Annotated in this window: 10 protein-coding genes and 1 pseudogene; 9 read left to right on the forward strand and 2 right to left on the reverse strand. The window is 73.6% G+C overall.

Annotated features, from left to right (window positions below):
- Positions 1-193: 193 nt before the first annotated feature.
- Positions 194-3385, forward strand: a complete 3192-nt coding sequence (locus tag LNK82_RS19245) for a S8 family serine peptidase (RefSeq protein WP_230568391.1) — start codon at positions 194-196, stop codon at positions 3383-3385.
- 203 nt (positions 3386-3588) lie between these two features.
- On the opposite strand, the gene LNK82_RS19250 is transcribed toward LNK82_RS19245, so the two are convergent.
- Positions 3589-6327, reverse strand: a complete 2739-nt coding sequence (locus tag LNK82_RS19250; protein WP_230568392.1) for an alpha/beta hydrolase family protein — start codon at positions 6325-6327, stop codon at positions 3589-3591.
- A 542-nt stretch (positions 6328-6869) separates the two neighbouring features.
- Here LNK82_RS19250 and LNK82_RS48315 point away from each other — a divergent pair.
- The 7 genes and pseudogenes from LNK82_RS48315 to LNK82_RS19285 form a co-directional block, all read left to right on the forward strand.
- A pseudogene (locus tag LNK82_RS48315) lies at positions 6870-7019 on the forward strand (putative adhesin); the annotation flags it as partial.
- Between the two features lie 136 nt (positions 7020-7155).
- The gene (locus LNK82_RS19260) at positions 7156-7380 is read left to right on the forward strand and encodes a hypothetical protein (protein WP_230568394.1); all 225 of its coding nucleotides are present in this window, start codon (positions 7156-7158) and stop codon (positions 7378-7380) included.
- A gap of 54 nt (positions 7381-7434) precedes the next feature.
- Positions 7435-7725, forward strand: a complete 291-nt coding sequence (locus tag LNK82_RS19265) for a YbaB/EbfC family nucleoid-associated protein (protein ID WP_230568395.1) — start codon at positions 7435-7437, stop codon at positions 7723-7725.
- Complete coding sequence (locus LNK82_RS19270; RefSeq protein WP_230568396.1) at positions 7722-8036, forward strand: YbaB/EbfC family nucleoid-associated protein; 315 nt, start codon at positions 7722-7724, stop codon at positions 8034-8036. The genes LNK82_RS19265 and LNK82_RS19270 overlap by 4 nt, the downstream gene beginning before the upstream one ends.
- Positions 8033-8353, forward strand: coding sequence for a hypothetical protein (locus LNK82_RS19275; protein ID WP_230568397.1), 321 nt, complete (start codon positions 8033-8035; stop codon positions 8351-8353). The genes LNK82_RS19270 and LNK82_RS19275 overlap by 4 nt, the downstream gene beginning before the upstream one ends.
- Before the next feature lie 8 nt (positions 8354-8361).
- The gene (locus LNK82_RS19280; protein ID WP_230568398.1) at positions 8362-9291 is read left to right on the forward strand and encodes a WXG100-like domain-containing protein; all 930 of its coding nucleotides are present in this window, start codon (positions 8362-8364) and stop codon (positions 9289-9291) included.
- Positions 9288-9833 carry a hypothetical protein gene (locus LNK82_RS19285; RefSeq protein WP_230568399.1) on the forward strand — a complete coding sequence of 182 codons (546 nt, stop codon included), beginning with the start codon at positions 9288-9290 and terminating at the stop codon, positions 9831-9833. Before LNK82_RS19280 ends, LNK82_RS19285 begins: the two co-directional genes overlap by 4 nt.
- A gap of 38 nt (positions 9834-9871) precedes the next feature.
- Here the strand turns inward: LNK82_RS19285 and LNK82_RS19290 are convergent, their stop codons facing one another.
- The gene (locus tag LNK82_RS19290) at positions 9872-10306 is read right to left on the reverse strand and encodes a hypothetical protein (RefSeq protein ID WP_230568400.1); all 435 of its coding nucleotides are present in this window, start codon (positions 10304-10306) and stop codon (positions 9872-9874) included.
- A 237-nt stretch (positions 10307-10543) separates the two neighbouring features.
- On the opposite strand from LNK82_RS19290, the gene LNK82_RS19295 reads away from it, so the two are divergent.
- Positions 10544-13411, forward strand: coding sequence for an AfsR/SARP family transcriptional regulator (locus tag LNK82_RS19295; protein WP_230568401.1), 2868 nt, complete (start codon positions 10544-10546; stop codon positions 13409-13411).
- Positions 13412-13886: the final 475 nt, after the last annotated feature.

Here is a 13886-nt window from a genome sequence, read left to right on the forward strand (position 1 = left end):
GCCACGAGCCTGAACAACGCCGAAGCCCCTAACGTCCGACCCGGTCAGCGCCGACGAGCCCGTGTTCCACGCTCCGTGCACGACGCACCGCCCACGGCTCCGCGGCGCCGATCACCACCGGAGGAACGGGGAGGAACTCGTGTCGGGTTCGAGATCACGAAGGCGGACGGCCTGGCCGGCCGCGGTGCTCACCATGGGGGTTGTCGCCGCGATGGCCACGCCCCTGGCAACACCCGCCGCGGCGGCGCCGGCCGGCGGCGTGCCGGGAGGCGCGAAGCGGGTCGTCACGCTCGTCAGCGGGGACCGGGTCGTGCTCGACGGGGACCGGGTCGCCTCGGTCACCGCGGGCCCCGGCCGGGAGGGCATCGGCTACCTGACCTTCCAACGCCGGGGCCACGTGCACGTCGTCCCGCGCGACGCGGCGCGTCCGCTCGCCGAGGGCCGGTTCGACGCGCGGCTGTTCGACGTCACGGGACTGGTCGAGGCCGGCTACGACGACGCGCGCCGCGACCGCGTGCCGCTGATCGTCAAGCGCTCCGACGACCGGGCGGCGTCGCTGGACGCGCTCCGGGTCGAGCGGGACCTGCCGACCGTGCGGGCGGTGGCCACGACGGCGGCCAAGGCGTCCGGGGCCGACTGGCAGGCGTTGCTGACCGCTCCCGGCGTGGCGAAGGTCTGGCTGGACGGCGTGCGCCGGCCCGTGCTGGACCGCAGCGTCGCGCAGATCGGCGCGCCCGCCGCGTGGGCGGCCGGGTACACCGGGGCGGGCGTGAAGGTCGGCGTCGTGGACACGGGTGTCGACGGCGGACACCCGGACCTCGTGGGCAGGGAGATCGCCGAGCGCAACTTCACCAGCGACCCCGACTCCACCGACACCATCGGCCACGGCACGCACGTCGCGTCGACCATCGCGAGCAACGGCACGCGGTACCGCGGTGTCGCGCCCGGCGCGCAACTGCTCGACGCCAAGGTGTGCGGTGAGGCGGGCTGCCCCGAGTCCGCGATCCTGGAAGGCCTGCGCTGGACCGCCGAGCAGGGCGCGGACGTGGTGAACGTCAGCCTGGGCGGCGCCGACGGGCCGGAGGTCGACCTGCTGGAGGAAGCGGTCAACACCCTCTCCGCGACGCACGGCACGCTGTTCGTCATCGCGGCCGGGAACAGCGGCGCCCCGGAGACCGTGGGGTCGCCGGGCAGCGCGGAGGCCGCGCTGACCGTCGGCGCGGTCGACCGGGACGACAGCATCGCGGACTTCTCCAGCCGCGGCCCGCGCACCGGCGACGGCGGCGTGAAGCCCGACATCACCGCGCCGGGCGTGGACATCGTGGCCGCGAAGTCGAGGGGCGTCCCCGGGGCCGGTCCGGCGGACCACATGGCCGCCTCCGGCACGTCGATGGCGACACCGCACGTCGTGGGCGCCGCCGCGCTGCTCGCGCAGCAGCAGCCCGACTGGTCGGGTGACCGGCTCAAGGCCGCGTTGATGGCGGCGGCCGAGCACAACCCCGACCTGACGGTGTTCGACCAGGGCTCCGGCCGCGTCGACTCGGCCAAGGTCATGACCACGACGCTCACCACGTCGCCCCCGAGCGTCAGCCTGGGCGTCCAGGAGTGGCCGCACCACGACGACGTGCCGCTGAGCAAGGCGATGACCTACCGCAACGCGGGCACCGCGCCCGTGACGCTCGACCTGGCCGTCGAGGCGCGCAACCCGGACGGCACACCCGGTCAGGCCGGGCTGTTCACCGTCACCCCGGCCGCGGTCACCGTCCCGGCGGGCGGCGAGGCGGCGGTGACGGTCACCGGCGACGGCAAGTCCGGCGCGGTCGACGGCGCGTACACCGGCCTGGTCGTCGCCAAGAGCGGCGCGGACGTGCTGCTGCGCACGCCCGTGTCGATCAGCCGCGAGGTGGAGAGCTACAACGTCCGGTTCACCCAGCTCGACCGGTCGGGCAAACCGGAGGGCGACTACTCCGCGCTGCTCATCGGCGTCTCCAACGACCGGTTCACGATGATCACCGACACGGACGGCGACGTCACGACCCGCGTGCCCAAGGGCGTCTACACCGCCGTGTCCGAGCACCGCTTCGGCGAGCCCGGCATGGCGGTGCTGCTCCGGCCGGACGTCACGGTCACCGCCGACACCGAGGTGGTCTTCGACGCGCGCGCCGCGGCCCCGGTGAAGATCACGTCGCCCGACCGGGCCGCCACGCCCCGGTTCGGCTACGTCGCGTTCGGCCGGCGCCACGAGGACGTGATGGCGGTGATGGGGCTGGTGTACCCGGAGGGGTTCCCCTCGGACATGGCGCTGGGCAACAGCGGTCCGGAACTGCCCGCGGCGCAGTACGGCGTGCTGATCGGCGCGGAGTTCGCGGGCGCGCCGGTCGGCGGGAAACCGGTGTCGTACCGGCTCGCGTGGGAAGAGCGCGGCAAGGCGCCGACCGGTTTCGCCCGCAGGCCGGGGAAGAACGAGCTGGCGGAGGTCGCCACCGCGTTCGGTCCGCGCCGGCCGGGTCGGATCGGCGAGCACTCCGGCAGCGCGGCGACCACCGACGGCATCTACGGGGTCGGCGGCGCGACCGCGGTGGAGCCGTCGGCCGGCGCGATCGACCACGTGCTGGCGGCGGACGTGACGTGGCGCTGGCAGTTGTTCCAGGGCACGCCCGAGACGTTGGAGACGGCGCTGCTCAGCCCCGAACGCACCTACCGGGCCGGCCGGAAGTACGCGGAGGCGTTCGGCTTCCCGGTCATCGGCCCGACACCGCCGCACTCGGCGGCGCCCTACCTGTTCCGCGTGGGCGACGTCGTGGTGGCCGACCTGTGGCTGTTCGGCGACGGCGCGGGCAACCGCGGCGACTCGCTGACCGGCACGTCCCGGACCACGCTCTACCGCGACGGCGTGAAGGTGGACGAGACACCGCTGCCCGGCATCGGGGCGTTCCCCGTGCCGCCGGGCGCGGCGGACTACCGGCTGGAGGCGGAGAGCTCGCGGTCGAGCGAGGTCGCCGAGTTCAGCACCCGGGTGCAGTCGGCGTGGACGTTCCGGTCCGACACCGCGCCCGGTGACGGACGGCAGGCCGTGCCGCTGACCGTCGTGCGCTTCACCCCGAAGCTGGACGGGAACGGTGCGACCGGCGCCGGCCGGACCCTCTCCGTGCCGCTGGTCGTCACCCAGCAGGACGGCGGCGACAACGGGCGTGTGCAGCGCCTGCGGGTGGAGGTGTCGTTCGACGACGGCGGCACGTGGTCCGAGGCCCCGGTGATCGGCCGCACCGCGCTGGTCCGCAACGCCGCCGGGGCGGGCGCGTACGCCTCACTGCGGGTGAAGGGCGCGGACAGCAAGGGCAACACGTTCGAGCACACCTTGATCCGCGCGTACAAGCTCCGGTAGCGGTTTCACCGCGAGAACGCAGCGGCGGATCCCTGTGCCGACGGGATCCGCCGCTGCGCACGTCATCGACGGGCGAGCAGCACCGACTCGGCGATGATGGCCTTGGCTGCCGACCACCGGTATCAGCCGCCGGCCTCCGGAGATCGGGCGAACTCGGCCAACTCCAGCAGCTCGAGTCCCCACCCGCGCACCGGTTCGCAGAGTCACATCACCGACATGGGCGCCGCTGTCGGCGTAACCGCCTGTCGACGCCCGGACGGCGTGCCGTCCGTGACCGCGCCGGTGACCGACGCGGTGGAGGAGAACAGTGCGAGGTTCAGGAGGATCCGCTCCACCGGCTCGACCTCGGTGTCGGCCACCGTCGGCACGGTCAGCAGCGCGCTCAGCCCACCGCGCGGGATGCCGGCGATCGGCTGCACGCGGGTGCTCGACAACGGCCGCGAGGGGAGCGGCTCCTCGAAGGAGACGTTGCGGCGGAACCACAGTTCGTCGACGTCCGTGGTGGACAGCTCGACCCCCTCGGGGACAGCGGGCCGACCCGTGACCACGATTATCCGGTCGGCCGGCGCGGACAGCGTCACCTGCCAAGCCAGGGTGCCGCCCTCGGCGACCACGTCCGTGACCGGGGTGGCGGTGAAGGTCGGCTCCGGGTCGTCGTTCGACACGGTCAGGCGGTCCGCGTAGCGGCCCACGACCGCGCCTCGCACCGCTTTGACCAGCACCGTGCGCCTCGCGTCGAGGTTCCAGCGGGTGTTGCCGGTGACCTGCACCGGTACCTCGAGCTCGCGCCGGCCCGGCTCGACCTCCACCACCCGCTCGGTGTAGGCGTTGTCGCCCTCGTTCTGGACGAACACCCGCACCGCGCCCGCGCCGCTCCCGGTGACCGAGACCGGGAACCGGACGATCTGCACGCCCGAGTCGCGCTCCTGGACGGTCAGCGCGCCCACGTCGACGCGCGGCAGCGCCACCGGCCGCGGGTCGGGCAGACCGGGGGCGTACCCGTGGGCGTCGACGAGCCACGCCTGCCCGGAACCGCCGTGCGGGACGAGCTCCAGCTCGGCGACGCGGCGCAGGTCGATCCCCCGCGCCGGCAGCGGCACCCGGACCTCCTGCGCCCAGCGGGCGGAGATCCGCGTGGTGGCGGGGAGCCCGTCCAGCGCCACCGACCCCAGCTCCGCGCGGCGTCCGGCCGCGTCGGTGAGGGCCACGTCGAAGCGGGTGGTCGCGCTGTTCGGCGGCACGATCAGCCTCAGCGCCAGCTGCCGCGACCCCGCCAGGGACACCGGCGCGCCGGGACGCGCGGTCGAAGCCTGCCCGTCGGCGGTCCACCCCAGCGCCACGGCGAACCGGCCGGACTCGGGCACGATTCGGTTGAACCGCGCGAAGTGCGGCGACGGGCGGGTCTCGACCGGGTCGACGCACGCCGTGGCCGGGTCCGCCGAGACCTGCGCGCACACCCGCGCCGAGTCGCCCGCCGAGGTCGCCGCGTCGGGCACGACGAACGGGGTGCGGGCGCCGCCGACGGCGTGGGCGAGCACGCGCGCCGGATCGGCCGACGGAGCGCGCACGCCCGAACCGTCCAGCAGCGGCAGCACCCGACGGTCGCGCGCGACGAACAGGCGCGCCGCCGCGGCGATGTAGGTCGCGGCGGCGGTCTGCTGCTGCTCCGGAGTGAGCCGGGTGGCCGTGCCCGGCGAGCACACCGGGTCCTCGGGCGGAGAGCGGAAGTCGTCCTGGGCCGGGGCCTCCGCCTGGCCGGGCGTCCACTCGGTGTTGAAGTAGTTGTGGTTGGCGCCGACGAAGTACAGCGCGCTGTGCAGCGCGGCCCCCCGGCTCACGCCGCGGGTGGCGTCCACGAACAGCTGACCCTGGAGGTCGGACACGTCGCCGTCGCAGCCGGGCAGGATCGTCACCGACGGCACGTCCGGCGCCGGGTTGTGCGCGAAGACCGTCGGGCCGATCAGCAGTTGGCCCTTGATCGTCCAGCGCACCGGGCCGTCGTGGCCGCTGCCAGGGGCCGGCGGGGAGAGGCTGTCGACCGCGGTTCGGTTGACGCCCTCACCGCCGCGGGAGTGCCCGACCAGGACCACCTCGTCGAGGTCGGCGACCGGCGCGGCGCGGACCACCTCGGGCGCGGAGGCACGCCCGGCGCCCGCCCAGTCCGCCCACCGCGCCAGGTGCGCGCGCACCAGCGCGGACCGCGCGCCCGCGCCTTGTTCCAGGTCCAGGTCCTCGTGGGCGTTGACCGCGTTGGCCGACACGGACACCGTCACGTAGCCCTGCGAGGCCAGCAGCCGCTGCGCCTGGAGGTAGCCCCGGTGGCTCGGCACGGGCTTGGTGGGTGCCGGGCAGGGCCACGCCAGCACCATCTCGGCGCCGTCGTAGCAGGTGATGTGCCTGCCGTGCAGGAACAGCGCCAGCGGACGGCGGCCCGGCGCGTCGACCGGCGCGACGACCACGGCCTCCATCTCCAGCGGCACCGCGTAGCCGGGCATGGCGATCGGGTCCAGCCGGTACTCCCCGGTGGACGTGGCGAACGGACCAGGCCTGCCGGGATCGACGTCCCCCGCGGGCAGGAGCGCGGGCGTCGCCGCGACCGCCACGGTCGACGGGGGAGTGGGCTCCTCGACGTCCAGACGCGTGCCCGATACCCGCACCTGGAGCGCGTCGACGTCCTCGACGTCCGCCGCGTCCAAGGTGAAGGTGCGCAGGTCCGCGGACGGTCGCGGCAGCCCGAGCAGCCGGTCGCCGTCCCAGAACTCGACCGCCGCGCCACCCGGCGGTATCGGGGAGGTCGCCGTCCACGCCAGCCCGGTGCCGGTGATCGCCCACCCGGGTCGCGGTGGCGAGTCGGGCGCTTGTCGGGCCTGGGCCGTCGCCGTGACGGGTGCGGCGAGGGCCGCCACCACCAAGGCCGGCAACAGCAGTTTCACCAAGCGCATGTGGCCCCCTCCGAACGACCGGTAGTCGATCAGTCCTAGCAGCGCCGGGCACCGTGCCACAAGCATTGTCGAAATACTTTCGCGTTATTGGCCGCAACACTTCCCGAAAGTCTCTCCGGTGTGCCGTACAGTCCAACGGCCGGCGCCATTCGGCACTGTTCCTTCCTCCTTTCGGAGAATCGCCGATATGAATCGCACCGCGACCTTCTCGATTGCCGGTGGCCGGACCGGGCAACAACTGTGCCCCCGCGTTGCCCTCACGTCCCCTCTCGCGTTCGGCGGCGTCAACGACGCTGGACGGTGTCGTCTGGAGGAAGGAAGTGGTCGTGCGCAAGTCGGCACCACACCGGGACGAGGCGGAGGACGAGGCCGCCCACCGGCATCACGCCCTCGCGTCGCCGCACCAACACCAGCACCCGGAGCACGAGCGGGTGCTCGACCTGCAACGGCGGATCGGCAACCGCGCCGTGGCCGGGATGCTCACGCCGGTGCAGCGTGCGAGCCGGGACCCCGGGAAGTCCGTGATGGACTGGGACGACGAAATGGAACTGGAGGCGCAGTACGGCGTCGTGGTCAGCGGGCACGGCAGGTTCAACGAGAACCACCTGGCCGCCGAGCGGCGCAAGAAGTCCCCGACGTTCCAGGTGCCGCAGGGCATGACGGTGATCATGTACGCGCCGCCCGGCGCCTCCATGGACGACCGCGTGGGCCACCGGATCGAGAACGGGAACCCGCCGCGGGTCGACGAGTTGGGGCTGTTGGACGAGAAGTCGAAGGTGATCCCCATGCCCGCCGGGTACCCGTGGACCTTCACCGGGGGGGCAGCAGGTGATCGACTACACCGTCTCGCCGCCGGACGGGCTGAGGATCGAGGGGTTCTCGATCACCGTCGACCGGCCGACCCCGCTGCGCACGCTGGTCGAACAGGCGGCGGTCGACGGGCACGCCAAGGTCCACTACGCGTGTTGCAGCGCCGGATGGTCCGACAACGCCGAGTTCAAGTCCCTGTTCACCCACATCGGTCACTACGTGCGCCTGAAGGATCCCGCTTGACCGCTTGTTGCCACGGCCCGACAGGTCGGCGGACCGGTCTCCATGCTGGACGCCATGCCCATCCCGCGACAGCTCGCGGACCTCGCCGCGACCGCCTGCTCACCCGACGGCCTCGTCCGAGTCACCGCCGGCGCGCTCGGCGACCTGCGTGAGCTCCACCTCGACCCGCGCCACCACCGCACCCAGGACGCCGACGCGCTGGGCGGCACCATCCTGGCCACCGTGCGGGCCGCCGCCGACAACGCCGCGCGGACCTCCGACGGCACTGCGCCGCCGGACGCCGTGGACCTGCTGTTCGACCCCGTGCTGCGGGCGTTCGACGACCAGCGGCCGGTGGCACCGTGACCAGCCCTCCGCCGACCATCGGTGACGGTCTCGACCTCCAGGCGTGGCGGCGCACCCTGCTGGCCCTGCGCGAGCACGTCCGCACCACCACCGCCACCGCCCACTCCGACGACGGCCTGGTCACCGCGACCGCGGGCGGCCTCGGCCAGCTCCTCGACCTGCGGCTGCACCCCCGCGTCCACCGGACCACCGACTCCCGCCTGCTCGCCGCCCGCATCACGGAGACCGCGCGCGCCGCGGCCGACCAGGCCCGCGCCCACGTCGCCGCCCGGCTCGACGCGCTCCTCGCCGAGCGGGAGCCGCGACCATGACCCGATCGGACGTCCACTTCGACGAGTCACTCGTGGGCCCCGCGCTCGACACCCTCGACGTCCAGCTGGCGGAGCTGGACAACGCCTGGTACGGCGCACCCGCCGCCATCCGGGCGGGCGAGAGCGGCTTCGGTCCGCCCGACCTGCTCAACCAGGCGTTCCACCCCGGCTACGCGCCGCGGGCCGAACGGCTGCGCCCCGAAGCCGAACGGCGGCTGACCCAGTACCGCGACCTCATCGCCGCCGGCCGTGACAGCGTCGAGATCTACCGCCGCGGTGACCACAACGGCGCCCTCGTCTTCACCGAGATCAACTAGCCGGCGCCATGGCGATCCCCGAACCCGAGGCCCCGCTGTGGCCGGCCGTCAAACCCCTCACCGCCGGGTGGCCGGTCACCGACGAGCTGCTCGTGCACGACCTCGCCACCGCCTGGGCCAACCCCGGCGCCGTCTTCGAGCGCGAAGGCCAACGGCCACCCGACCAACGCCTGGTCGACGGCTGGGACGACGGCACCGGCGAGGACTACCGCGGCAAGGTCGCCAAGCTCCGCGATCTCACCTCCGGCAACGGAGCGGAGATGAACCACCTGGCCTGGCTCGCCCGGCGCTACGCCGAGGACGTCGCCCACACCAAGGACCAGATCCGCCTGGTCATCGACTCCAACAACGGGCAGTACGAGGAACTGAACGGCTTCCTGGGCCTCTACCCCGACACGACGGCCAGGAAGACCTTGGTGGTGGAGGTGGCCGACTCCATCAACACCTTCCTGCGCCACATGGCCGAGCGCATCGCCGCCCGCGGCCGGGGTGCACCCGAACTCCCGCTGCCCGTCTTCACCGAGCGCGCGCCCGACGCCGGAAGCCAGGAGGCCGTGCCCCCGGTCTACCCCAACCAGATGCCGGAGGACCTCCGCCGGGACCTCGACGCGGCCCGTCGCCTCGGTGTCGAACCCACCGAGCCCGGCACCCCGGAGTTCGACCGGCTGCTCGGCACCGGCGAGAAGCTGAAGTGGGCCGTCCTCGAGGACGGGAGGCTCGTCGTCGTGCCCAAGCACGTCGACGGCGTCGAGATCAAGCACTCGGTGCTCAGTGGCGGAGCCCCGGTCAGAGCCGCCGGCGAGGTGGAGATCGCGGGCGGCTCCGGCCGGTACTACAGTCTCGACATCAACAACCGGAGCGGGCACTTCAGGCCCCCGCCCGAAAGCCTCGACGTCGGACGCGAAGCCTTCCGCCGCCACGGAATCGAGTTCGAATGACGAACCACCTCACCGAGCTGCTCGCCCTCGACGACGCCGACCGGAGGACCTGGCTCCTCACCCGCCAACCGGACGACGAGTCGCAGCGCGCGAACTGGTGGCTCGCCCTCGTCGAACCGCTCGGCACCCGGGTCACCGACCCCGAGGACGACGACCCGGCCGCCGTCCTGCGGTGGGCACGACTGGCCGCCACGACCCTCGACCTGGCCCGGGAGACCGGAGCGCTGGACGCACGCGAGGTCGCCAACCGCACGGCCTGGCTCAGCCTCGCCACCGCCAGGATCGCGGACCGGACCGACGTGCCACCGCTCCTGGAGCCCGACACCGTCGCACGACGAAGCCTCGCCACCATCGCGCTCGACCGGGACGCCGCCGCGAGCCTGGCCGAGAGCTGGCAGGACCGCCCGAGGGATGACATCAGGACGCTGCGGGCGGCCAAGAACGTCCTCGGCCCACTGGGACAACTGGTCGGGCACCTGCGAGACGACGAGCTCCGGGCGGAGGTGCGCGCGTGGCTGGAGCTCGCGCCCCGGCTGCCCTGAGCGGGCGATCCCCAGCCGCGGCCGGTGCGGTCAGTCGCTCAGGGCAGCTCGTTCTCGATCGTGCCGAAGCCCGCGTACGACGACGAGATGCGGATCTTGTACCCGTCCGCCCGGTTGTAGAGCCCGGAGACGGTCCCGGTGTGCGTCTCGCCGGCCGGCACGTTCCCGGCCGCCACGCGGATGCCGTTGCTGACGTCGTACATGTACCAGCCGGTGCTGCCGAAGGCGCCGCCGCCGACACGCCAGTCCACCCACGTCCCGCCCGGGTAGGGGGTCACCGCCCCGGTGGTGCAGGCACCCGGCCCGGTCCACCAGATGGTGCAGGTCGAGATCGCCGCGAACGCCGGGGTGGAGGTGGCCACGACGGTGCCCAACGCCATGCCCATGGCGAGCGTCGTCCGGACGAGTCGACGCCGCACGCCGCTCCGCTTCCCGGCCGGACGCGCATCCCTGCTCTCGATTGCGGTGCTCATGGGACTTCCTTCCCTCGACTCGGGTGAGTCGTCGAGCTGACCGAGCCCGCGATCGGGGTGATCGTGAGCGGAACTCGACTACCTGATGAGGCGGCCCGTCCCCTGACGATCCCCTCGGACCACCTCGGGTGTCACAGTGGGCGGCCGTTCGTGTGAACTGCTTGCCAACTCTCTGCATTGCCCTGGTCCCTGCGCTATTCCTGCGGTCGGGGAGATGCCGCGCGGGGAGAGACGGGCATGGCGGTGGAGATCGCTCTGCTGGGCGAGGTGACCGCGCGCGTCGACGGGCGGCCGGTGGACCTCGGGCCTGCCCGGCAGCGGTGCGTGCTCGCGGCGTTGGCGGTGGACGCCGGTCGGCTCGTGCCGGCGGATCGCCTGGTCGAGCGGGTGTGGGGCTCGGACACGCCTCGGCGGGGGCGTGCCACGCTGCACAGCCACATCTCGCGGCTGCGCGGGGCCTTCGCCGGTGCGCCGGCCGTCGTGCACCGCTCCGGTGGCTACACGCTGGTGGTGGATCAGGCGGAACACGCGGTGGACCTGCTCCGGTTCCGCGCCCTGCGCGACCGCGCCCGCCGCACGGATGACGTCACGGACCAGGTGGCGCTGCTGACCGAGGCGTTGGCGTTGTGGCGCGGGGATCCGTTGACCGGCGTGAGCGGGCTGTGGGTGGAAGGCGAGCGTGATCGGTGGCAGCAGGAGCGATGGGCCGCCGAGCTCGACCTGGTCGATGCCCGGCTCGGCAGCGGCCAGGGCGAAGAGCTGGTGGCGCAGCTGTCGGCACGGACCGCGCGGCACCCGTTGGACGAGCGGGTGGCGGGCCAGTACATGCTGGCGCTGCACCGTGCCGGGCGCACCGCGGACGCCTTGGCCCACTACCGGCGCCTGCGGGAGCGCTTGGTCGAGGAGCTGGGCACGGACCCCGGTACCGCACTGCGGGACCTGCACCGCCGCATCCTCGCCACCGACCCCGCCCTCGTTCCGTCCCCGGTGGCGTTCGGCGGGGGGAACGCGGCGAAGGCGGAAGAGCCGGTACCCCGGCAGTTGCCCGCGCCGCCGCGGTGGTTCACCGGCCGCGGTGCCGAACTGGGCCGCTTGGACGAGGCGCTGACCGCTGAGGGCCCACCGCCGTCGGGGACCCAAGCCGCCGCCGCGGTGGTGATCTCGGCGATCGGCGGGGCGGGCGGGATCGGCAAGACCTGGCTGGCGCTGGCATGGGGCCACCGGCACCTCGACCGGTTCCCCGACGGGCACCTGTTCACCGACCTGCGCGGGTTCACCCCCGCCGAACAGCCGGTCGCCCCGGACGCCGCGCTGTTCGGATTCCTCACCGCGCTGGGCGTCGCCCCCGACCGCGTGCCGACCGACCTGGACGCCAAAGCCGCCCTGTACCGCAGCCTGGTCGCCGGGCGCCGGATGCTGGTGGTGCTGGACAACGCCGCCACCGCCGAGCAGGTCGTCCCGCTGCTGCCGGGCAGTCCGACCTGCACCGTGCTGGTCACCGGCCGCACCAGGCTCGCCTCCCTGATCGACCGGCACGGCGCCCGCCACCTGCAACTGGACGTCCTGGCCCCCGCCGAGGCCCGGGCCCTGCTCAGCGCACGCCTGGGTGCCGACCGCGTCGCCGCCGAGCCGGGCGCCGTGGACGAGTTGGCCGATCTGTGCGGGCGTTACCCGCTGGCCCTCTCGATCACCGCCCGCGACGCCGCCACCCGCCCCCGCACCCCGCTGGCCGAGGTCGCCGCCGAACTGCGCGAGCTGGGCCTGGAGATGCTCGACCACGACACCGACCCCGCCGCCAGCCTGCCCGCCGTCCTGTCCTGGTCCCTGCGCCGACTCACCGACCACGAGCGCACCGCGTTCGGGTTGCTGGGCATCGCGCCCGGCCCGGACACCGACGTGCCCGCCACCGCCTCCCTCACGGGCCTGCCCCACGACCAAGCGCGCAAGGTCCTGCGGGTCTTGACGGAGCACTCCCTGCTCGACCGACGCCCGCACGGCCGCTACGCGATGCACGACCTGGTCCGCGCCTACGCCGCCACCACCGCCCGCGACGACCTACCGGAGTCGGCGCGGCGAGCAGCGCTGGAGCGGGTGGTCGACTTCTACCGGCACACCGCCCACGCCGCCGAACGCCTCCTGAACCCCCACCGCGATCCGATCCGGCTCGACCCGCCCGTCCCCGGCGTCCTCCCCCACCCGCTGCCCGACTACCCTGCCGCGCTGGCCTGGCTGGACACCCACCACCCCCACCTGCTGGCCGCCCAGCACACCGCCGCCGCGCAGCACCGCCACCAGGCCGTGTGGCACCTGGCCTGGACCCTGACCACCTTCCACTGGCGGCGGGGCCACCGCCACGACGAGCTCGACACGTGGCAGGCCGCCGCCGACGCCGCCGGACCCGTGCCCGACCTGGCCGCCCGCGCCCTCCGGCTCCTGGGCCGCGCCCACGCCAACCTGGGGCGGCACGAGCAGGCCCTCGAGCACCTGCACCACGCCCTCGCCCTGGCCGAACACCACCACGACCCCGCCCAACAGGCCTACACCCACCACACCCTCGCCTGGGTGTGGGAACAGCGGGGTGACGACCGGCGGGCCTTGGAGCACGCCCGCCGCGCACTGTTCCTCCTCCGCGCCCTCGACCAGCCCGCGGCGCAAGCCGTCGCGCTCAGCACGGTCGGCTGGTACGCCGCCCGCCTGGGCGACTACGACACCGCCCGCGACCACTGCCGGCAAGCCCTCGCCCACCACCGCCGCCACCACCACCCCGACGGCGAGGCGGACACCCTCGACAGCCTGGGCTTCATCGACCACCACACCGGCCACCACCACCAAGCCGTCCGCCACTACCAACAGGCCCTCACCCTGCGCCGCACCCACGGCAACACCACCCAGGCGGCCGACACCCTCGACCGCCTCGGCCACCCCTACACCGCCCTCGGTCGGCACGCCCATGCCCGCCAGGTGTGGTCGGAGGCGCTGGAGCTGTACCGGGAACAAGGCCGCGACGACGACGCCAAGCGGGTGCGACGACAACTCGACGACCTCGCCCCAGCACCGGAGTCGATCATGCCGTCGGACGCGGGCAAGACCGCGGAGAACGGGTGAAGCTCGGCAGGCCGCGCCTCGAGCTCCCGGCCTTGCGCATCCGGCGGCGCACCGCCAGGTACACGGTGATCAGCCGGCCCTCCCGGACGACCATGGTCACAGCAGCACCAGCAGCAGCAGGCCAACCATGGCACTGTCCACTCCCACAACAGCAGGAGGGCGCAGATCCGCCAATCGCTTCACTCCTGCGTCCGCGAAGCCTGCCGGATCCCGAGGGAGTGCCACGATCTCTGACACTGATCACGGTGTCGTCACCGTGAGACAACTGGAAAGACCGAGGTGGCACAAGATCCACACGCGGGTCCGGTGAGGCCCCTGCACCGACGCCCGTCCGGGACGTAGCCACCACTGATGCCCTCCACAGGTCGCTGGTCAACCCAGAAGGCACATGGGTGACGACAGGCCCAGGCGTTCCCGGTGGTGAAGGCCCTGATGAGCCCGGAGCAGCAGGCGGAGCTCGCCGCGCTCGTCTTCC

Source organism: Saccharothrix luteola (assembly GCF_020859565.1).
Lineage (GTDB): Bacteria > Actinomycetota > Actinomycetes > Mycobacteriales > Pseudonocardiaceae > Actinosynnema > Actinosynnema luteola.

Excerpts from the sequence above, each read along its gene's own strand:
- LNK82_RS19280 (WP_230568398.1), top strand. The coding sequence starts at position 8,362 with ATGGCGATCCCCGAACCCGAGGCCCCGCTGTGGCCGGCCGTCAAACCC.
- LNK82_RS19275 (WP_230568397.1), top strand. The coding sequence starts at position 8,033 with ATGACCCGATCGGACGTCCACTTCGACGAGTCACTCGTGGGCCCCGCG.
- LNK82_RS19290 (WP_230568400.1), bottom strand. The coding sequence starts at position 10,306 with ATGAGCACCGCAATCGAGAGCAGGGATGCGCGTCCGGCCGGGAAGCGG.
- LNK82_RS19265 (WP_230568395.1), top strand. The coding sequence starts at position 7,435 with ATGCCCATCCCGCGACAGCTCGCGGACCTCGCCGCGACCGCCTGCTCA.
- LNK82_RS19245 (WP_230568391.1), top strand. The coding sequence starts at position 194 with ATGGGGGTTGTCGCCGCGATGGCCACGCCCCTGGCAACACCCGCCGCG.
- LNK82_RS19295 (WP_230568401.1), top strand. The coding sequence starts at position 10,544 with ATGGCGGTGGAGATCGCTCTGCTGGGCGAGGTGACCGCGCGCGTCGAC.
- LNK82_RS19285 (WP_230568399.1), top strand. The coding sequence starts at position 9,288 with ATGACGAACCACCTCACCGAGCTGCTCGCCCTCGACGACGCCGACCGG.
- LNK82_RS19250 (WP_230568392.1), bottom strand. The coding sequence starts at position 6,327 with ATGCGCTTGGTGAAACTGCTGTTGCCGGCCTTGGTGGTGGCGGCCCTC.